At 36.8% G+C, this 19,488-nt stretch carries 15 protein-coding genes; 12 read left to right on the top strand and 3 right to left on the bottom strand.

The window, feature by feature from the left end:
- Positions 1-4 precede the first annotated feature (4 nt).
- The 6 genes from AC0L3W_RS09050 (at position 5) to AC0L3W_RS09025 (ending at position 5,663) form a co-directional block, all read left to right on the top strand.
- On the top strand, positions 5-2,500 hold the full coding sequence (locus AC0L3W_RS09050) for a S8 family peptidase (protein ID WP_409439110.1): 2,496 nt from the start codon (positions 5-7) through the stop codon (positions 2,498-2,500).
- 224 nt (positions 2,501-2,724) lie between these two features.
- Positions 2,725-3,540 (top strand): hypothetical protein, encoded by an 816-nt coding sequence (locus AC0L3W_RS09045; protein ID WP_409439111.1) that lies wholly within the window; start codon positions 2,725-2,727, stop codon positions 3,538-3,540.
- Positions 3,541-4,061: 521 nt separating this feature from the next.
- A complete protein-coding gene (locus AC0L3W_RS09040; RefSeq protein ID WP_418135134.1) occupies positions 4,062-4,589 on the top strand; it encodes an ion channel in 528 nt (175 codons plus the stop codon).
- Between the two features lie 257 nt (positions 4,590-4,846).
- Complete coding sequence (locus tag AC0L3W_RS09035) at positions 4,847-5,173, top strand: endonuclease (RefSeq protein ID WP_409439113.1); 327 nt, start codon at positions 4,847-4,849, stop codon at positions 5,171-5,173.
- Positions 5,174-5,186: 13 nt separating this feature from the next.
- Complete coding sequence (locus AC0L3W_RS09030; RefSeq protein ID WP_473572788.1) at positions 5,187-5,357, top strand: endonuclease; 171 nt, start codon at positions 5,187-5,189, stop codon at positions 5,355-5,357.
- Positions 5,358-5,453: 96 nt separating this feature from the next.
- Positions 5,454-5,663: a hypothetical protein gene (locus AC0L3W_RS09025; RefSeq protein WP_409439115.1), complete on the top strand. Its 210-nt coding sequence runs from the start codon at positions 5,454-5,456 to the stop codon at positions 5,661-5,663.
- Between the two features lie 321 nt (positions 5,664-5,984).
- On the opposite strand, the gene AC0L3W_RS09020 is transcribed toward AC0L3W_RS09025, so the two are convergent.
- Positions 5,985-7,379: a DEAD/DEAH box helicase gene (locus AC0L3W_RS09020; protein ID WP_409439116.1), complete on the bottom strand. Its 1,395-nt coding sequence runs from the start codon at positions 7,377-7,379 to the stop codon at positions 5,985-5,987.
- The gene (locus AC0L3W_RS09015) at positions 7,373-7,942 is read right to left on the bottom strand and encodes a hypothetical protein (RefSeq protein ID WP_409439117.1); all 570 of its coding nucleotides are present in this window, start codon (positions 7,940-7,942) and stop codon (positions 7,373-7,375) included. The genes AC0L3W_RS09020 and AC0L3W_RS09015 overlap by 7 nt, the downstream gene beginning before the upstream one ends.
- 105 nt (positions 7,943-8,047) lie before the next feature.
- On the opposite strand from AC0L3W_RS09015, the gene AC0L3W_RS09010 reads away from it, so the two are divergent.
- On the top strand, positions 8,048-8,359 hold the full coding sequence (locus tag AC0L3W_RS09010; RefSeq protein ID WP_473572787.1) for a helix-turn-helix domain-containing protein: 312 nt from the start codon (positions 8,048-8,050) through the stop codon (positions 8,357-8,359).
- A 29-nt stretch (positions 8,360-8,388) separates the two neighbouring features.
- On the opposite strand, the gene AC0L3W_RS09005 is transcribed toward AC0L3W_RS09010, so the two are convergent.
- Positions 8,389-8,601 carry a DUF3892 domain-containing protein gene (locus tag AC0L3W_RS09005; RefSeq protein WP_409439119.1) on the bottom strand — a complete coding sequence of 71 codons (213 nt, stop codon included), beginning with the start codon at positions 8,599-8,601 and terminating at the stop codon, positions 8,389-8,391.
- 265 nt (positions 8,602-8,866) lie between these two features.
- Here AC0L3W_RS09005 and AC0L3W_RS09000 point away from each other — a divergent pair, with 265 nt between their 5' ends.
- Genes AC0L3W_RS09000 through AC0L3W_RS08980 form a run of 5 tightly spaced genes read left to right on the top strand, consistent with a single transcriptional unit; the run spans position 8,867 to position 19,015 of the window.
- The gene (locus tag AC0L3W_RS09000; protein ID WP_409439120.1) at positions 8,867-10,498 is read left to right on the top strand and encodes a type I restriction-modification system subunit M; all 1,632 of its coding nucleotides are present in this window, start codon (positions 8,867-8,869) and stop codon (positions 10,496-10,498) included.
- Positions 10,488-11,930: a restriction endonuclease subunit S gene (locus tag AC0L3W_RS08995; protein ID WP_409439121.1), complete on the top strand. Its 1,443-nt coding sequence runs from the start codon at positions 10,488-10,490 to the stop codon at positions 11,928-11,930. Before AC0L3W_RS09000 ends, AC0L3W_RS08995 begins: the two co-directional genes overlap by 11 nt.
- Positions 11,931-11,939: 9 nt before the next feature.
- The gene (locus tag AC0L3W_RS08990; protein WP_409439122.1) at positions 11,940-15,464 is read left to right on the top strand and encodes a hypothetical protein; all 3,525 of its coding nucleotides are present in this window, start codon (positions 11,940-11,942) and stop codon (positions 15,462-15,464) included.
- 18 nt (positions 15,465-15,482) lie between these two features.
- Complete coding sequence (locus AC0L3W_RS08985) at positions 15,483-18,836, top strand: type I restriction endonuclease subunit R (RefSeq protein WP_409439123.1); 3,354 nt, start codon at positions 15,483-15,485, stop codon at positions 18,834-18,836.
- Between the two features lie 23 nt (positions 18,837-18,859).
- Positions 18,860-19,015 (top strand): hypothetical protein, encoded by a 156-nt coding sequence (locus AC0L3W_RS08980; protein WP_409439124.1) that lies wholly within the window; start codon positions 18,860-18,862, stop codon positions 19,013-19,015.
- Positions 19,016-19,488: the final 473 nt, after the last annotated feature.

Here is a 19,488-nt window from a genome sequence, read left to right as displayed (position 1 = left end):
TTCAGTGGCAGACAATTCAACAACAAGTAATAAACCTCACTTTTTTCTAGGCGCCACAGGTCAATCTGAAGCATATACCTCCCCAGCTTCTGGTGGTGGGGGTAGCGTAGCTACGCCACTTCAAGTTCGAGAAACTCATAGCGAAAGGCTTTTAAATAATTTAGCTTCGGTAAATTCAGAGCTAGAAAGCCAGAAAGAAGAGGCCGCTAATTATGAATTAGAATCTAAATTAGGTATTCAAGTCGCTTTTGAAAGCTTTGAAGGCGTTGATATGGTGGTTGAAAGTTTAGCTAATGCCGCTCAAGGCATTGAGTTGCTGAATGTGAAACGTGTTGATAGGAAAGTTATTGCTACAGTATTTATCCCCGAAGGTAAGTTAAATGTTTTTGAGAAAAAGATTCGAGCTTATATTGAATATAAAACAAATAGGAATGGTAAACCTATAGATAACCAAAAACTGATTGATGCCATTCAATCATTCAAAGTAGCTGCTTTAGAGTCATTATGGTCCGATGATGAATCATTATTTCCCCAAAGTGAAACTGAAAATATTTTATGGGAAGTGTGGTTACCTGTATTAGATGATAGACAAGCTGTCCTCCATGATTTTACTGTCATAGCTACCAAGTTAGGTCTTGAAATTAAAGCCGGAAAATTGAACTTCCCTGAGCGAACTGTTATCAATGTTTGTGGGGCTAAGCAGCTCTTATCCGCTAGTACTTTATTGTTAAGTAATATATCTGAATTACGATTAGCTAAGGAAACCTCAGAATTTTTTGATGAACTTAATCTAACAGAACAACGAGAATGGTCAGATGAGCTAATATCCAGGCTAAATGTAGCTGAAGGAGAGTTGCCTTATGTATGCGTATTAGATACAGGAATAAATCCTGAGCATCCTCTTATATCGCCATTTACAACGACTCAAGATCAGTTTGTTATAGAGCCTAACTGGACTATTAGTGATGATGATGGCCATGGCACTGAAATGGCTGGTTTAGCAATTTGGGGAGATTTAGCTGATGTTTTACAAAGTAATGAACCTATTAGCATTAATCACCGATTAGAGTCAGTAAAGGTTTTAAGACAAGGAGGAGATAACCAAGGTAAACCGTTAGGATTAATTACTAGTGATGGCGTATCTGAGGCCGAAATAGCTAATCCAAATCGTAATCGTATTTTTAGCATGGCATTAGGGTCAAAAGATGGAAGAGATTTTGGTAGGCCTTCTTCATGGTCGAGTGCGTTAGATGGGTTAGCTTCTGACGATTTAGGCGATAACTCTAACCCAAGACTATTTACAGTTTGTGCTGGAAACACAAGTGGTTTTCAGGAAGACTTACTAGAGTACCCTCAAAATAATGAATTACAGGACATCCATGATCCAGCTCAGGCTTGGAATGTATTGACTGTTGGTGCATATACTAACAAAGTTACTATCACTGAAGATGCAAGTTATACTCCATTAGCAAAAGCCGGCTCACTATCGCCTCATAGTAGCACTTCTGTGTTATGGGGTAACAGTAAACCTATCAAGCCTGAAGTTGTCTTTGAGGGTGGCAATGTAGGTAAAGGTAATGACACATGCCTAACATTCGCAAGTTTAATGCCCCTATCAACATATTCTGATATATCGCAAAGACTGTTTTCTCCTACAAATGCGACAAGTGCAGCAACTGCACTTTCTGCTCGTTTTAATGCACAATTGTGCGCTGAATATCCCAACTTTTGGCCTGAAACTATCCGAGCATTAACAGTACACTCTGCAACTTGGACAAATGAAATGTTCAATTTAGTTAGCGCAGAGAGGACAGAGAAGCAGAAGTTAAAACGGTTAGTGCGACTTGTCGGCTATGGTGTACCTAACATAGATAAAGCTCTTTGGAGTGCAAAAAATTCACTATCCATGATAGTTCAAGATGTTATTCAACCGTATGAAAAAAAATCAGGTAAACAGCCGTCTACAAAAGACATGCATATTCATGAACTACCCTGGCCAAAAGACCTTTTATTACAGCTAGGTGATGTTGACGTAGAGATGACAGTTACTCTTTCGTATTTTATAGAGCCTAACCCTTCTAGCCGCAATGTGTCAGGGAAATATAGTTATCCTAGTCATCAATTTAGATTCGATGTTAAAAGGCCTGATGAGTCAACTCAGCAATTTAAAGCGAGACTAAACAGAAATGCTCGATCAGAGGAACAAGGAACAGCTCGATCTGCTGGTGATAGTAATTGGCAATTAGGCAGCTTTAGAAATAAAGGTTCAATTCACAAAGATGTTTGGAAAGGAAGTGCTGCAGAATTAGCTGAGCGTGGACAAGTAGCTGTTTATCCCGCTATGGGGTGGTGGAGAACAAGAACAAAATTAAATAATTTTGAAAAACAAGCACGCTATGCATTAATTATTTCAATTACCACGCCCGAAGTAGAAGTGGATATTTATACTGCGGTTGAAAATATAGTTAGGGTTCAAGTCGCCGCCAATATTACTATATAGTCTGTACACAGTAATTTGTGTAATGTGTATCTATCTCGCTATGGGGGCGTTAGCGCCTCACCAATCTAGCCAGTTAAGGGGCACATACCGACTTAGAATTTTTACGGAGACTGAGAATGTAAAACACTTTTCCATGCAGATGTTTTTTTGATATAAGGGATTGTTCTTCCTATATTGTGATATACACTATTTTCTATTATTTAAAACTCACTATAAGTTTAACCATGAAAATTTACGGTCGCAATTATGAAGATAAACCATTAGAAGAGTGGTTAGTCGATACATGTGTAGCTCTTGGATATAAAGCATGCTACTCCAATGAGCAAGTACAGGCCTGTCCATTCGAGTTATGTAACAGCAATAATTGGAATGATTTAAATACTGAAGGAGGAAAATGGTATAAAGGCTATTTGTTGGCATCGTGTGAAATAGGGTTCCGTTTGTTCACTGGTGAAGTGAAAAAAGTACCGAGTCTTTTTATTAAAATAAATGATGAGTTGGGGCGTTATAGCTATAGTGATGTTTTAGCGGGCTTGCTTGAAGGGTGGCTTTATGCTGCTCAAGGACAAGAATTAAAGGTCTTTCAAGAGGGATACTTGGCAAGAAAACAAAACATTAACATTAAAGACGTGCCGTATTCTATTGAAAAAATATTTAATCCAATAGACCGTAAATACAATTCAGCGGTCTATTTCCCTTATGAAGTTTGGATTAAGGGCTGGCTTAAAGCTGAAGAAGAACAGATTCTGGCATTTAGAAAGGAATATGATGTTGAAATTCAATCAGCACTCAAGCAACTTTATCTGGTTAATGGAGAGCACCAGTACCACTGGGACAACCAGTTTAAATCCCCTCTGCTATCACCTCTAAAGAGGTTTGCGAGCATAAAGTTCTTAATGAATTACCGCAAAGAGTACAAGAGAGAATTTTTAGTTCTAAAGAAAGCATGCATTAGCCCTGAATTTGGTGCGAATGCATGTAGTTATTCCGACAATCTAGATGTTTACATTAATAGAATTCGCCATAGCATAGATAAGTAAATGCTGTATCGAGCAGCTGTTAGTGCGTCATTGAACACTTTTCTGATGAAAGCTGTGGCTGAGTAATTTGGTCATGTTTTCGTAAGTTTCTGGCACGCTATGGGGCGTTTCCGAATCATAAGTAAAAACTGAAGTATGATGACGTGATATTAATACTTCTTTTTTAATTAGGGCTTGATACTTTAGCGGTGCCAATTAAATTGGTACTCCAGTTTATTGATAAAAAGAAGGGGCTGAAAGAGTAGTTTTTATATACTTTTACGAACTATGAAGAATGCACACAGCCTTTCGATATAGTTATTGAAAAGTAGTCTAAATAAATTTAGATTTAGCTGCACTCAGAGTCGCTAAAACAAGTTCTTTTTAATCGATTTAGGATCATTGAAAATGAAATTAAGAAACTCGTATCCTGATGTGTTAATTACAAACCCAAAAGATTTCATACTAAACTCATACCCTATTGCTATTGTAGAAAGATTAATTTGTTATTGTGCTCGTCGGAGAGTTTAATGGTACTTCATATGGTTATGATGAAAATATATTATTGGTTATGCATTATTTTGAGTGTGGCATTATCGTTTACCTCAATAGGTATTTATGTGGTGCCTTTTCTACTTATTTATATGGCTATTTTAACCGTTCGAATGATGCCAGTTAATATTGCTTGGTTTAATGGTTCATATGATAAATTATTATTTCAATGCATCATTAACATAGTGTTTTCTATATTAATGTATTCAATTTTATACTTTAAAAGTGGCTTAATTGTTAACGGGCAATATCAATCCGTAGACTTCGCCACAGCTTTATATTTTAGTGGGACAACATGGACTACAGTTGGATATGGTGATATTTCTGCGCCAGTAGAATTAAGATTGTTAACCACAATAGAAGCACTAAATGGTTATTTATCTATGGCTATATTAATTGCTCTGATCGGGCTGTGGTTAAATGATTCTCTAGCATCAGCCAGAAATTACACTAATTTGATTAGCTCCTCTTCAAAAAAGAGCAAGATGAAAAATAGTGCGGAAATTAATTCAGAATAAACAAGCTAAATAATAAATTAATATTTTTGCTTGTTCTATCTGGCTTTCTTTGAGGTTAAAGTGTTTTGTCTCGTTTAGGGGGCGTTATCGGCCCATTAAGCTGCTCCCCTGACTACATTTCTGTTGCTTGAGAAATAGTTAAAGCATCTTCTATTTCAACACCTAAATACTCAATGGTACTTTCCAGTTTAGAATGACCCAAGAAAAATATTATTTCTCCTCAAGGACTCCATACAGATAAACATGTTAAACGTTCAATGCGTGTTGAATGGGAGCATGTAGTACCTGCTGAAAACTTTGGTCGAACATTTATTGAATGGCGAGAGGGAGATAAGCAATGTGTGACGAGTAAAGGGAAAGCATATAAAGGCAGAAAGTGTGCTAACAGAGTAAATGATGAATATAAATACATGAAGGCAGATATGCACAACTTATTTCCTGCTATCTGGGCAGTTAATGCGATGAGAAGTAATTACAACTTTCAGTTGTTACCACAGGTTGAAAGTGGTTTTGGTAGTTGTTTAATGAAGGTTAATAATAAGAAAGCAGAACCGCCAGTGGAGTCGCGTGGGGCGCATTGCTAGAACGTATCTTTACATGAATGATACATATTCGAGATATAGTATGAGTAAGTCTCAGAAGCAGTTAATGAACGCTTGGGATAAAATGTACCCAGTATCAGAATGGGAATGCACAAGATCTAGAACAATAGCAAACATTCAGAAAAACAAAAATGAGATAGTTGAAAGTCGATGTAATGAGCGCTAACTTAAATCTTAAGCATTTTCTTTCTTGGTAATTAATGATCCCTAAGTGTATAAATATTAATAAGCTGGGCGGTAAAACGATTAAAGTGAGAAAAATATGAAAAAAATCGAAACAGAAGAAGAGCATCAGGCTACTTTATCTCGCATAACTGAGCTTTGGGATGCTAAGCCTAATACTCCTGAGGGCGAGGAACTCGATAAGCTAGCGGATTTAGTGGTGGAGTTTGAAGAAAATATGGAATTAATTCGACTAGTTGAAAGTAGAAAAGATCAACCAGAGATAGCGGTTGAACTCCATGAGCTATAACCTTTAAACAGGTACTATAGACTATTTTATTTTTAAGTCATTTCGGGGCACATAACGACTTGGTAAAATGAACTTGTGTAGTTATTTTAGGCACAAAAAAGCCCGAGTAAACAGGCTTAATTATTGCGAGTTGGCTAAATGGTAAGTAAAGCCACTACGCATCTTTGCAGTTTAATTTGGTTAGTGGACAAATTAAGAAAGCTACTTTGGAATGCTCATTCAATATAACCCTATCTAAAGATAACATCAACTATCATTAATCAATTTATCTATCTCAGTTTTGGGGGCGAAAGCGACTTAGAAAAATAAGCTTTTATTCATCTAAATAGAAGTAAATGCTTCAATTAACTTTTCTCTGAATCCGCCAAAGTTTTTTAAATAAGCTGGAGGGGATGAGGTTCCATTTACAATTTGTGTATTACTACTTTTCTCTTGAAATGATAAATCATTGAGTGGTGTATTAACTGAAGTTGGTGAGTTGTCTAATAACGGTGTTGTTTTATAGTTATTTGCTGCTATATCAAAACGGCTTGTGGCCTCATTGCTTCTAACTAACACGCATGTATCGGGTAACTCTTGCTCTATCCTGTTAGCAAAAATACTTAACTTTTCTTCCGCGAAGGTAAATAACCAAGCCTCTTGATTCATTGAATTATTAACCCTCAAAATTCTACCCAATACTTGTCGAAAATATAGTTCTGTTTTCACTCTGCTTAAGTGACAACAAACTTGAAGTCTAGGAATATCTGTACCTTCTGATACCATACCAACACTAACTATCCATTGCGTATTGCTACAACGAAAATATTTAATTTTATCCGATGAATTTTGTTCTTTATAAGTCACAATAACTGCGGTTTGTAGCAATTTTTCTGTAAGTAACGTCATTATTTTTTGGGCGTGATCAACGGATGAAGCGACAATCAAACCACCTGCATCTGGATTTAATCTTCTTATCTCAGATAATTTATGGCAACCTTTTGCCAAAATATATTGAATGACAGCATCATGTGTAATTAAGTCTTGATAAGAAATGAGTGGTGCTTTTAAAAGAGCTTTTAATGATCTAAATATTTTAGTCTCTTGAGCTTGGGTTGTAACTGAGATCTCTTCATTATCAATTAAAACAATTTTAGGGTTACGACAAACGCCATCATTAACGGCTTGCTGAAGAGAATAGATGTAATTACATTGAATTTTATTACCCGGATCGCTGTAAGTAGCTAATGTAATAGGGAGTAAGTCTGAGCGCCAAGGAGTACCTGTTAACGCTAATGTATATGAAGCATTATCTTGGATATTTTTAATGATGTCTTCACCCCACATATTTGTATCTTCGTTAGATGAACCAGCGCAATGGTGAATTTCATCAAAAACAACAAGCACACGATTATTTCTTAACAGTTTCCAATAGTCATCATTAAAGAAGCGCATATTTTGGTACGTGTATGAGCAACCTATTGAACCAATCACACCATCAAAGTTACAGTTTAATCGCTTAGAAAATGTTTTTCTCATTCCATTTGAAATTTCAGTTGATGGGGAAAAGCAAATGACAAAGTCTATTTTATCTTCATCTATCAAATAAGCGGCTATTTCAGACGCGAGAACAGTTTTTCCTGCACCAGGTGTAGCTAAGCATAAAAAATGCTTATTAAGCTCCGAATAGTGCTTTCTTGCTTCTTGAAAGCATTCCTGTTGCCATTGTCTTAACATGCTGGCGTGCCAGTAGTCTCATAACCTAGCAAGTTTTGTAGTGCATGTACTTTTCCTAATAGCTTGACAGACCTTTGTTTAGCTTGAGATTGATGTATTTGTAATTTTTCTTGTAACTCAGGAAAACGAGATGATAGTCGTTTATATTCCTTAGCCTCTTCGAGTAAGGTGTTTAAGTCTATTTCATAGGTTAAAAGTTCTTTTTGTAACTCATCTTGGTAACTTAGTCTTTTTACTTCTTGTTGGCGCTGTTTACGTTGAATTAGCTTTTTAGCTTTATTTACTCTTTTTATTGGTACAAAAGTAGAGTTAAAAAATAACTCTGTTTTTGAATAAATAACTTTTCTAATTTTGTTATTTGGGTTGTCACTACGATTAATTAAGCCTTTTTCAATACCTCTGGTTAACTGGCGGTATATAAACTTTCTTGCTTCAACGGAATCTGTAAATTCAACGTGATGAGCTATTAGAGCCTCTTTAGCTTCAGATATAGTGAAATTATCCATTTGCTTAGTTACTAAAAGGGAATGTAAAAATACATTCATATCTACTTTATTGCTCATTGCACTGCCTCGGAAATAATCATAAACTTAGAATTCCTAAGTATACATGGCAATGTAAAAACTAGACAATCAGTTTTATATAAAACTCATAGAGATAATGTACTAGTGCAGGTTAAATCCTTTTTTACAGAGCGCCTTAAACAGGCCAGAAAAAAAATGAAAATCAGTCAAAAAGATTTAGGCATTAATATAGGGATTGATCCAAGTTCAGCAAGTGGTCGCATGAATCACTATGAAACAGGTCGCCATATGCCAGACGTAGATACATTAAAAAAGATGGCTAAAGAATTAAATGTACCCGTTAATTATTTTTTTTGTGAGTCTGAAGAGAGCGCTACGTTGGCATGTTTGATTGATAAACTCGATGATGAAGGAAAACGCAAGCTAATAGAGGCGTTAACGGGTAATAAGGATTAACAGGGAATCCTTTCCCACAAATCTGTCTCTTACTTATCTATATTATTATTTTTAGTTTTATCAGGGTTGGCTCTTATTGCTTTTTTACCACTCTTATTTGTTACGACATGATGATTTGGGTGTTGCCCGTTAATTGTCTCTTTAACTAATTGTGCACGAGTGACTATCCCTCTGCCACGTATTGTATAGCTGTTATTACTACCGTTCTTACTATCTGCATTACCGCTGATATTTATAGCCATTTTTGAACCTCTCAATAATTTTTATTTAATGCAACGTATTACAAATCAATACTGATCTGCTCATATATTATACGACACCTCAAGCGTTGCTTCAAATTTTGCTGTTTATATAAACAGTGGAATAATGTTAAATAGCTTCTCTTGCACATATTCTTCAATATGTGCTGATCACCTTGATTTAAAAGTAAAATTTTTGTGAATAGTTCGGTATGATTATAGCTATTAAAGAGTAAGCTCTTTCAGGCAACGTTTTAGGTAAAAAATCATGGCAAAATCTCCCGCTAAAAAAGTTACAAAAAAATCAAAAGTTGGATTTGAAGAATCCCTTTGGGATGCTGCTAATAAATTACGAGGTAGTGTTGAATCTGCTGAATATAAGCACATCGTATTAAGCCTTATCTTCCTTAAATTCATTAGTGATAAGTTTGAAGTGCGTAAAAATGCCATTGTTGAAGAGTATGGTAATGAATATATCGATATGGTGGAGTTTTACACCATGGAAAATATCTTTTATTTACCTGAAGACGCACGTTGGTCGTTTATTCAAATGAATGCCAAACAAGATGATATCGCAGTAAAAATTGACTCAGCGTTACATGCCGTCGAAAAAAGCAATAAATCATTGGCAGGCGCGTTACCAGATAACTACTTTTCTCGTTTAGGCTTAGACAGCAGCAAACTGTCTGCATTAATCGATACCATTAACAATATCGACACAATCGCTAAAGAAAGTGCCGATAGCCCAGAAGAAGCTAAAAGCGAAGAAGATTTAGTCGGCCGTGTTTACGAGTACTTTTTAGGTAAATTTGCGGCCTCAGAAGGTAAAGGCGGTGGTGAGTTCTATACGCCAAAATCTATAGTTACCTTAATTGCCGATATGATTGAACCGTTCTCAGGTAAGATTTACGACCCGTGTTGTGGCTCGGGCGGTATGTTTGTGCAATCGCTTAAATTTATTAATAGCCATAACGGTAACCAAAAAAACATCTCTATTTACGGGCAAGAATATACCAACACCACTTACAAACTGGCGAAAATGAACCTCGCAGTACGTGGTATTTCGGGCAATTTAGGGGATGTAGCTGGGGACAGCTTCTTTAAAGACCAACACCCTGATTTAAAAGCCGATTACATTATGGCAAACCCACCCTTTAACCAAAAACAGTGGCGTGCTGATAACGAATTAGTCGACGATGCACGTTGGGCAGGTTATCCAACACCACCAACAGGTAATGCTAACTACGCTTGGATCATGCACATGATTTCAAAACTTAGCGAGCATGGTACAGCTGGTTTTGTATTAGCCAACGGTTCAATGAGTTCAAATACCAGTGGTGAAGGCGACATTCGTCAAAAAATAATCGAAAATGATTTAGTCGATTGTATGATTGCCTTACCCGGGCAACTGTTTTACACCACACAAATCCCCGTGTGTTTATGGTTTATCAGTAAAGACAAACGCGGCAATGACGAGAAAGGGCTATTAAAACGCCGTGATCGCCAAGGTGAAACCTTATTTATTGATGCGCGTGAAATGGGCTCGATGGTTAACCGCACCTTAAAAGAACTCACCAATGACGATATTGCCAAAATCACCGAAACTTACCATATTTGGCGCGGTGAAGAACTGGTTGTTGAAGGTGAGAAAGCAACAAACAACGCATATCAAGACATCGCAGGTTACTGCAAATCAGCCACCCTAGACGAGATGAAAGCCAACGATTATGTATTAACACCTGGTCGTTATGTGGGTGCAGCAGATCTTGTTGATGATGGTATTCCCTTTGAAACCAAAATGACCGAACTCAGTCAGACGCTATACAGCCAAATGAATCAAGCAGCTGAGTTGGACAAAGCCATCCGTAAAAACTTGGAGGCGCTGGGTTATGGGAAGTGATTGGAAAACAGTTGCCCTTGCTGATATATCAGAAAGGATTGGGGATGGTTTACATGGCACGCCAAAATACACGGAAGATGGAGGGTACTACTTTGTAAATGGTAATAATTTGGAAAGTGGAACCATCGTTTATAAAGATTCTACAAAGCGAGTAAGTTTTGATGAATATCAAAAGTACAAAAAAGAATTAGGTAATTCGACAGTATTAGTTTCTATAAATGGAACAATAGGTAATGTTGCGTTATATAACGGAGAAGAGGTTGTTCTTGGTAAGAGTGCCTGTTACATAAACCTGAAGGCAGGTATAAGTAAAGAGTTTATAAGATACATTTTGTCTGGTTATTTATTTCAAGAGTATATTCAAAGATGCTCTACTGGTAGCACAATAAAAAATGTGTCTTTGAAAATGATGCGTGACTTTACATTTCGTATTCCTGAATCTGAGAAAGAACAAAATAAAGCTGTTGAACTACTAAAGATTCTTGATCAAAAATTAAATCTCAACCAACAAACCAACCAAACCCTTGAACAAATGGCGCAGACCTTGTTTAAAAGCTGGTTTGTTGATTTTGATCCTGTGTTTGATAACGCATTAGCGAAAGCTGATTTTAACCTAGAAAACCTACCAAGTACGTGGCCTGAAACATTGCTACAACGTGCAACATTACGCTTACAGGTGTTGCAAGATAACCCAATACTAAAAGCCAAACTAACACAGCAAAACCTAGCAGTGACTGAAAATAACACCGCACTGGCACAAGCATCACAAGCAGAAAATACCCACCAACACTTCCCAAGCGAGTTTGAATTAACCGACGAACCATCAATCGGCATCAATGGTTGGATCCCAAAAGGATGGGAAGAAGGTAAGTTATCATCTGTTGTAAAATTTTCCACAGACCGTATTGATGATACAAAATTAACGTTAGATAACTATATATCTACAGACAACATGCTCTCTAATAAAGCTGGTGTAATTCAAGCATCGAAACTACCTAGCATAAAGATGACCCCTGCTTTTGATGAAGGGCATATATTAATTTCAAATATTCGTCCCTATTTTAAGAAGATTTGGTTCGCGACATCATCTGGTGGTCGCTCAAATGATGTACTAGGCTTCGTCGCTCTAGATAAGCAATGTAATGAGTACGTATTAAACTTGCTATTTCAAGATGTTTTTTTTGATTACATGCTGGCAACATCCAAAGGATCTAAAATGCCAAGGGGTGATAAAACAGCAATAATGGACTGGAATATAGTTATTCCGCCAAATGTTATCCAAAAGCATTATTCAAATTTTGTTAAAGATTTTTATCAAGCGAATACGATTCGAACTAATGAAACCGGTGTTTTAACCAAACTCCGTGACACGCTGTTACCCAAATTAATCTCAGGCGAATTAGAAATTCCCGATGTTAAAAAACTGAGGTAAGTATTTAATATGGCAAAAGCAAAGCAGTTAAGTAATCCGTTTTCTACTGGGAATGGTGGTGGTCGATTTGAATCTCAGGTTCAAGCAAACTTCGTTACCTTAATGCTGACTGGAGGGTATGCTCCTTGTTTGCCTTGCTGGCCTATTGTAGAACTTAAATTGCAGGGTATGGTTGATGGTTATGCGACAGATGACTTAATCGTATTTATTGAAGAACCTGTAAGTAAAGATCGCAGAAAATTATTAGGTCAGGTAAAGCACTCTATCTCGATTACTGCAGGCAGTGAAACTTTTGCAGAGGTTATTAAAGCAGCATGGGATGACTTTAATAATGAAGACTTGTTCATAAAGGGTAAGGATGTTATTGCGTTAATAACTGGCCCCATTAGTACTACAGATTATCAAGGCGTGTGTGGCTTATTAGAGCAAGCTCGACACACGAAAAATTCTGATGAATTTTTAACAAATGTTGATAGAGCTAAATTTAGCTCTAATAATGCACGAACTAAACTTGCAGTAATTCGAACACAATTAGCCAAAGCAAATAACAATGTTGCTGTTAGTAATTTGCAACTTCATGAATTTCTTAAAGACTTTCACCTTCTTGGTTATGACTTAGCGAAGCCAGGCAGTATCATTTCATCATTGCTACAGTCTCATATTGGTCAGTACAATAAGCAGATTCCGAATGAAATTTTGTCTCAAATAATAACAACAGTTCAGTCATTTAATCAGAATGCAGGAACTATTACCCTAGAAAACTTGCCTAGCGAATTAGTTAAACATTTTAAGCTACCTGAATTAAGTCAAATACCGGCCAATTTGCAGAATGAACAAGAAGAAAAAAATAGCAACAAAGAACTAATCGACTTTAACAACACTGATTACGCTACTTACTACTCAGTAGCGGTGATGATAGGTAGTTGGAGTGAAGCTGAAGAATCTGATGTCGACGTATTAAAAGTATTAACAGATAGTGATTATTCTGTTTGGAAAATATCGTTGAGGGAAGCGTTACAGTCTAGTCACTGCCCGTTAGATTTTAGCAATGGTATTTGGAAAGTTGAAAATAGAGATATTTTATTTAAGCAACTAACTCCTCGTATTTTTGATGAGAATTTAGATCGTTTTCAAGAGATATCTTTAACGGTCTTAAAAGATATCTCTACCGCTTTTGAACTTAAAGCAGAAGAACGATATGCCGCCAACATTTATAAAAAAGGCTTTAAATACTCACTTAATCTTAGGGCTGGTATTGTAGAAGGTCTGGCAATGATTAGTAATCAATCTGAGTTGCTTGTAAATGCTAGCTCTTATAAAGCCGAATCTTTAGGTGCGTTAGTAATTAGGAATGTTTTTGAAAATGCAGATTGGCGTCTTTGGGCTGGTCTAAATGGGTTACTGCCTGATTTATCTGAAATTGCTCCAGAGGCTTTTTTAACGGCATTAGAAAATACACTTATTTCCACTCCTGAAATATTTAAAGAGATATTTCATCAGGAGGATACTAGGGTATTTGGAACAAATTATTTAACTGGTTTATTATGGGCTTTAGAAGCATTAGCTTGGGATGAAAATTTACTTGTTCGTGTATCAATTGTTTTGGCTGAATTAGCTTCACTAGACCCCGGTGGGCGTTGGTCAAACCGCCCAATCAACTCTTTAACTGAGATTCTACTTAGTTGGAAACCCCAGACTACAGCTAACCTTAAAAAAAGAACCGTTGCTATTCAAACCATTTGTAATGAACAATCATTAGTTGGACGTCGCTTACTTGTTAGCTTATTACCAAATGAACACAGAACATCTACTCCAAATCATAAACCCAAATGGAGAAAGGTTCTTCCTGATGACTGGGAGAATAAGGGAGTAACTAAGCAAGAGTATTGGGAACAATCACTGTTTTGTGCCAACTTACTTATTAATTTAGCAGGCTCTGATATTGAGTCTCTTGCCGATATTGTTAGTCACTTTTCTAATTTACCTAAACAATCCCAAGAGAATTTTTTACATAAATGTTTAGTTTCTGCGGTAATAGAAGCTGATGAGACTGAGCGTTTATTACTTTGGAATAAACTAAATGCTTTAATCGCACGTCATAGAAAATTTTCAAATGCCAAGTGGTCTCTGTCAGAAGAAGTACTATTACCACTACAGCATTTAGCAAATAAACTTGCTCCCCAAAAAATTGAAAACTTGTATCTAAGTTTATTTTCTTATCGTCAGTCGTCTCAAATTGAACGTGATGAAGATGTAAGAAGTGAACGAAGGGACATTGCTATCAAAGAGTTATTAGAAGTAGGCGAGTTAGAGTTGGTTTTACGATTTTCTAATACTGTCGAAGACTCGGAAATTGTAGGGCAGACCCTAGCAAAAATTGGAGATTCTGAAATAGACTCCAATTTGTTACCTGATAATTTATTGAGCAAAGACAATAAAAACTGGCCGTTTATAAAAGCTTATATATGGGCTAGACAGGCTTTATGTGGTTGGGAATGGGTAGATAAGCTAGATCGTAGTACTTGGCATCGATCTCAAAATGTTACTTTTTTATTATGCTTGCCATTTAAAACAGAAACTTGGAAACGAGTAGAGAGCTGGCTGGGAGATAAACAAGAAAGTTATTGGAAAAACTCCGAAGCTAGGGCTTTTAGGGGGGACGACGATGAAAACTTTGAATTAGCAATAAGTAAGCTAATTGAAGTGGGGCGATTTTCAGCAGCAATAAATTGCTATCAAGCACTTATCTATGGCAATGAGCATTTAATTAATGTAGAGCAAGCGAGTAAAGCATTACTCGGGGCTCTAACGGTCAAATCTGAACAAAATAGAGTTGAACAAAATACTGCGATTAAAATGATTGAATATCTTCAACAAACTTCTGCTACTGATATTAATGATCTTTTTCATATTGAGTGGGCTTATCTTCCTTTACTTGAAGATAATGATATTAATCCTTTAACATTAGAAAATAAGTTAGCGACAGAGCCAGCATTTTTTTGTGAGTTAATTCAGTTAATGTATCGTTCAACTAATGATGAAAGGCAACCTGAAGCGACTGAGGCTCAGAGAAAATTAGCTTCAAATGCTTATAATTTATTGGGACAGTGGAAGCAAGTTCCTGGTACATCTAGTGATATTTTTGATAGTTCTCTTTTTAATTCTTGGTTGGATGAAGTCATAGAAATAACTCAAAAATCAGGCCACCTAGATATTGCTTTACTTGTTGTAGGCGAACAATTGATTTATTCGCCGAGTGATTCTAATGGGTTATGGATTAATTTAGATATTGCTAAAGTTTTGAATGATAAAAAGTATCCAACTATGAGGGATGGGTTTCGTACTGCTAAGTATAATGCTCGTGGTGTATATACTCGTGATTCTACGGGGAATTCTGAAATGAAAATTGCAAGTAGTTATAGAGAGCAAGCCGAACAAGTTGAAGAATATGGCTTTAACCGTATTGCTATCGCACTTAGAGAGTTGGCTGATAGTTATGATAGAGACGTCAAACAAACACGACTAAAAAGTTAATTTAAGAGTATTAATTGAATGAAATTCACTGAAGCCAAGTTAGAAGAAGCGATTATTGAGCTGTTAGGCGAGCAAGGTTACCCACACAATAAAGGTGGAGAGCATCCATTATTAGTCGATGGTGTGCGTGCTCAATCTGAGGTGTTAATTAAAGCGGATTTAAAAGCTTTTTTAGTAAAACGCTATCAATCTTCGGGAATTACTGACGGTGAAATTGAATCGATTATTCGTAAGCTAGAAACCCTGCCTGCCAGTGATTTATATGACAGTAACAAAACGTTTTGTAAGTGGCTGAGCGATGGTTTTTTATTAAAGCGTGAATCTGCTAGTACTGCGGGCAGTGCTTCTCAAAAAGATTTGTATATTCAACTGCTTGATTACGACAATGTAGAAATGAGCGTTAGGCAGTCGTTATTTCCTGATCTGGTTGATGCTGCGGTTGTTGATTCTGTAGTTGATCAAAAAACGTTAAAGGTAGCCGAAGATAATGTGGCTTATTTAGCAGATGCTAAAGCCAATAAAATAACAGATGATGAGAATATTTACCGAGTCGTTAGCCAGTTAGAGATTGTTGGCGCAACAGGTGAAAAACGTATTCCTGATGCGATTTTGTATATCAATGGTTTACCGCTCGTTGTGTTTGAATTTAAAAGTGCAATACGCGAAAAAGCCCCAATATTTGAAGCCTTTGAACAGTTAACGATTCGTTATCGTCGTGATATTCCACAATTGTTTGTATTTAATACCCTGTGTGTGATCAGTGATGGCGTGAATAATAAAATGGGAAACTTGTTTGCCCCTTATCAATTCTTTTACTCTTGGGGAAAGGTGACTGGCCAAGAGTTGGTTGCAGAAGATGGTATAAACTCCTTACATACACTGCTTCAAGGTTTGTTTGATAAAGCGCGTTTACGTGAAGTGATGCGCCATTTTGTCTTTTTCCCTGATACGAGCAAAAAAGAGATAAAAATTGTACCGCGCTATCCACAATATTATGCGGCAAAGAAGCTCTTTGAAAATATCAAAGTGCATCAAAAACCATTGGGGGATGGTAAAGGGGGGACTTACTTCGGTGCAACGGGCTGTGGTAAGAGCTATACCATGCAGTTTTTATCACGCTTGTTGATGAAAAGTGTCGATTTCAAAAGCCCAACGATTATTTTAATCACTGACCGAACCGATTTAGATGACCAGCTATCACAACAGTTTGGTAATGCTAAAACCTACATTGGTGACAATACTATTACCACTATCACTAGCCGCAGCCATTTACGTGCGTTATTAAAAGATCGTAACAGTGGTGGTTTGTTTTTAACGACTATTCATAAATTTACCGAAGATGCCAAGCTATTAACGGATCGCTGCAATGTTATCTGTATTTCCGATGAAGCGCACCGTAGCCAAGTCAATTTAGATCAAAAAGTGACCGTGACAGAAACAGGCGTTAAGAAAACTTTTGGCTTTGCAAAATACCTACACGACTCTTTACCTAATGCGACTTATGTTGGTTTTACCGGTACACCGGTTGATGCAACCTTAGATGTGTTTGGCCAGGTTATTGATTCTTACACTATGACGGAATCGGTAAAAGATGAAATTACAGTGCGCATTGTTTACGAAGGACGTGCCGCTAAAGTCTGCTTGAATAACAGTAAGCTAAAAGAGATTGAACAATATTATAAAGACTGTGAAGCAGTCGGCAGTAACGAATTACAGATAGAAGAGAGTAAAAAAGCAACGGCTAATATGAATTCGATATTAGGCGACCCCGACCGCATTAGTGCAATAGCAAAAGACTTTGTCGAGCATTATGAAAAACGTGTTGAAGAAGGCTCTACGGTCGCAGGAAAGGCAATGTTTGTCTGTAGCTCTCGTGGTATTGCTTATCAACTATACCAAGAGCTCGAAACGTTACGCCCAGCTTGGTTTGAAAAAGTAGATACAGATAATGCCAGTGAGTTATCTGATATCGAACGCAAGCGTGCGATAAGCGAAGGGCGTATTGCCGCACCTTCTGAACGGGTGAAAATGATCATGACCCGTGGTAAAGATGATGTAGAACGTTTGTATCACTTACTTGGTGGAAAAGACCAACGTAAAGCTTTAGATACACAGTTTAAAAATAAGAACTCAAACTTTAAAATCGCAATCGTGGTTGATATGTGGCTAACCGGTTTTGATGTGCCATTTTTAGATACTATGTATATCGATAAACCCATTCAAAAACACAGTTTAATTCAAACTATCTCTCGTGTTAATCGTCAGTTTGAAGGTAAAGATAAAGGCTTGGTAGTTGATTATATTGGTATTAAATCAGCCATGAATAAAGCCTTGGCGCAATATTCTAAAACCGATGAAACTAATTTTGAAGATGTTGAAGCCTCTATTATTGAAGTTAAAAATCATCTCGCTTTGTTAAGAGATGCTTTCCATACATTCGATTCTGCTCCGTACTTTACTGGCCAAGCAGTCGCACAATTAAACTGTTTAAATCATGCGGCTGAATTTGTATTAGCAACGGAAAAGCGTAGAAAACGTTTTATCGATATAGTGAAACGCTTAAAAGCGGCTTATGACGTTTGTTGTGGTAGTGAAAAAATTAATGAAAACGAACGTAATCACATCCACTTCTATTTAGCGATTCGTTCTATTGTTTTTAAACTAAGTACTGGCGAAGTGCCCGATGCCGCACAAATGAATGCCAAGGTACGTGAAATGATCTCTGAAGCATTACAAAGTGATGGTGTAGAAGAGATCTTTAAACTAGGCAATGAAAACGGTGGTGAAATCGATATTTTCAATGATGACTACCTTGCTAAGATTGAAAAGATTAAGCTCCCAAATACTAAAATTAAGATATTACAACAATTGCTAGCTAAGGCGATTGGCGAATTAAAAAAAGTAAACCAAGTACAAGGCACTGATTTCACCAAACGTTTTGAAGCATTAGTTGAACGCTATAACGAACGTAAAGAAGATGATGTATTAGTGAGTGAAGTCTTAGAAGAGTTTTCTGACAGCATGGTTGACCTAATCTACGGCGTTCGTGATGAAATGAATGCAGGCGATGAATTAGGCATCAATATAGAAGAGAAAGCCTTTTATGATGCACTAAAAACGCTAGCTGTTCGTTATGATTTTGATTATCCAGAAGACAAGCTCATTGAGCTGGCTAAAGCGGTAAAAGTTATTGTCGATAATAAAGCTAAGTTTACAGACTGGAATCACCGTGATGATATCAAAGCGGCTTTAAAGGTAGAGTTGATATTAATACTAGCCAAGTTTGGTTACCCACCGGTAAGCCGTGATGAGGTTTATAAAGAGATATTTGAGCAAGCAGAGGCGGTTAAGGCGAGAAGTGTGAGTGCTTAATAGCATTTCGAAAAGGAATATCGATGAGAGTACATGAAAAATATTTAAGGGCTATTGAAGATCATAATGATTGGCTTACTGTTTCTGAGTGGGCTGTAAAAGTAGCTGATATCTATCCTGATATTCTGAAAAAGCTGAAGAGGATGCGCTTAATCAAAAAAATGATACAACTGGATTAAGAGAAATTGCTGCTCGGATTAGCTCAAGACTTTCGGCGGGTGGTTTTGCAAATATTGAAGTAGATATATCTGAGCGTCCTAAAAAAGTTCGTTATATTAGCCAAGAAGAACGAACAGATCATTTAGATCAAGATATTGAGGAAGACGTAGCCCCATTAAAGCGTCACGATATTATTAGACACCATATTGAATCTTTAACGACTCATGAGCTTTATAGAATTGATGAGCTAGAAGCTATTTCTAAACAAATAAAAACCTATTTCTCATTAGATTTTGAAGTTGATCATTCACAAGCACTATTAAATCCAGATTCACCAGGAAAACACCACCCAGATAATTTACAGTTATTATTAAAGAGTCACAACGGGAAGAAACATTCAAAAAACTGGGTTCGCTTTTCATTTGACGAACAAGTTGAATACATCACAACAGCTGTTAAGTTACAAGAAATAGTCGCTGTACGGTTGGATGTT

This window comes from Psychromonas sp. KJ10-5, from assembly GCF_055808325.1.
This window is presented reverse-complemented; position numbering and strand designations above follow the sequence as displayed.

What these genes read in the sequence shown, in the direction of transcription:
- AC0L3W_RS08980 (WP_409439124.1), top strand. Translation starts at nt 18,860, where the DNA reads ATGAGAGTACATGAAAAATATTTAAGGGCTATTGAAGATCATAATGAT.
- AC0L3W_RS09000 (WP_409439120.1), top strand. Translation starts at nt 8,867, where the DNA reads ATGGCAAAATCTCCCGCTAAAAAAGTTACAAAAAAATCAAAAGTTGGA.
- AC0L3W_RS09040 (WP_418135134.1), top strand. Translation starts at nt 4,062, where the DNA reads ATGGTTATGATGAAAATATATTATTGGTTATGCATTATTTTGAGTGTG.
- AC0L3W_RS09005 (WP_409439119.1), bottom strand. Translation starts at nt 8,601, where the DNA reads ATGGCTATAAATATCAGCGGTAATGCAGATAGTAAGAACGGTAGTAAT.
- AC0L3W_RS09045 (WP_409439111.1), top strand. Translation starts at nt 2,725, where the DNA reads ATGAAAATTTACGGTCGCAATTATGAAGATAAACCATTAGAAGAGTGG.
- AC0L3W_RS09015 (WP_409439117.1), bottom strand. Translation starts at nt 7,942, where the DNA reads ATGAGCAATAAAGTAGATATGAATGTATTTTTACATTCCCTTTTAGTA.
- AC0L3W_RS08995 (WP_409439121.1), top strand. Translation starts at nt 10,488, where the DNA reads ATGGGAAGTGATTGGAAAACAGTTGCCCTTGCTGATATATCAGAAAGG.
- AC0L3W_RS08985 (WP_409439123.1), top strand. Translation starts at nt 15,483, where the DNA reads ATGAAATTCACTGAAGCCAAGTTAGAAGAAGCGATTATTGAGCTGTTA.
- AC0L3W_RS09020 (WP_409439116.1), bottom strand. Translation starts at nt 7,379, where the DNA reads ATGTTAAGACAATGGCAACAGGAATGCTTTCAAGAAGCAAGAAAGCAC.
- AC0L3W_RS08990 (WP_409439122.1), top strand. Translation starts at nt 11,940, where the DNA reads ATGGCAAAAGCAAAGCAGTTAAGTAATCCGTTTTCTACTGGGAATGGT.
- AC0L3W_RS09035 (WP_409439113.1), top strand. Translation starts at nt 4,847, where the DNA reads ATGCGTGTTGAATGGGAGCATGTAGTACCTGCTGAAAACTTTGGTCGA.
- AC0L3W_RS09025 (WP_409439115.1), top strand. Translation starts at nt 5,454, where the DNA reads ATGAAAAAAATCGAAACAGAAGAAGAGCATCAGGCTACTTTATCTCGC.
- AC0L3W_RS09030 (WP_473572788.1), top strand. Translation starts at nt 5,187, where the DNA reads ATGAATGATACATATTCGAGATATAGTATGAGTAAGTCTCAGAAGCAG.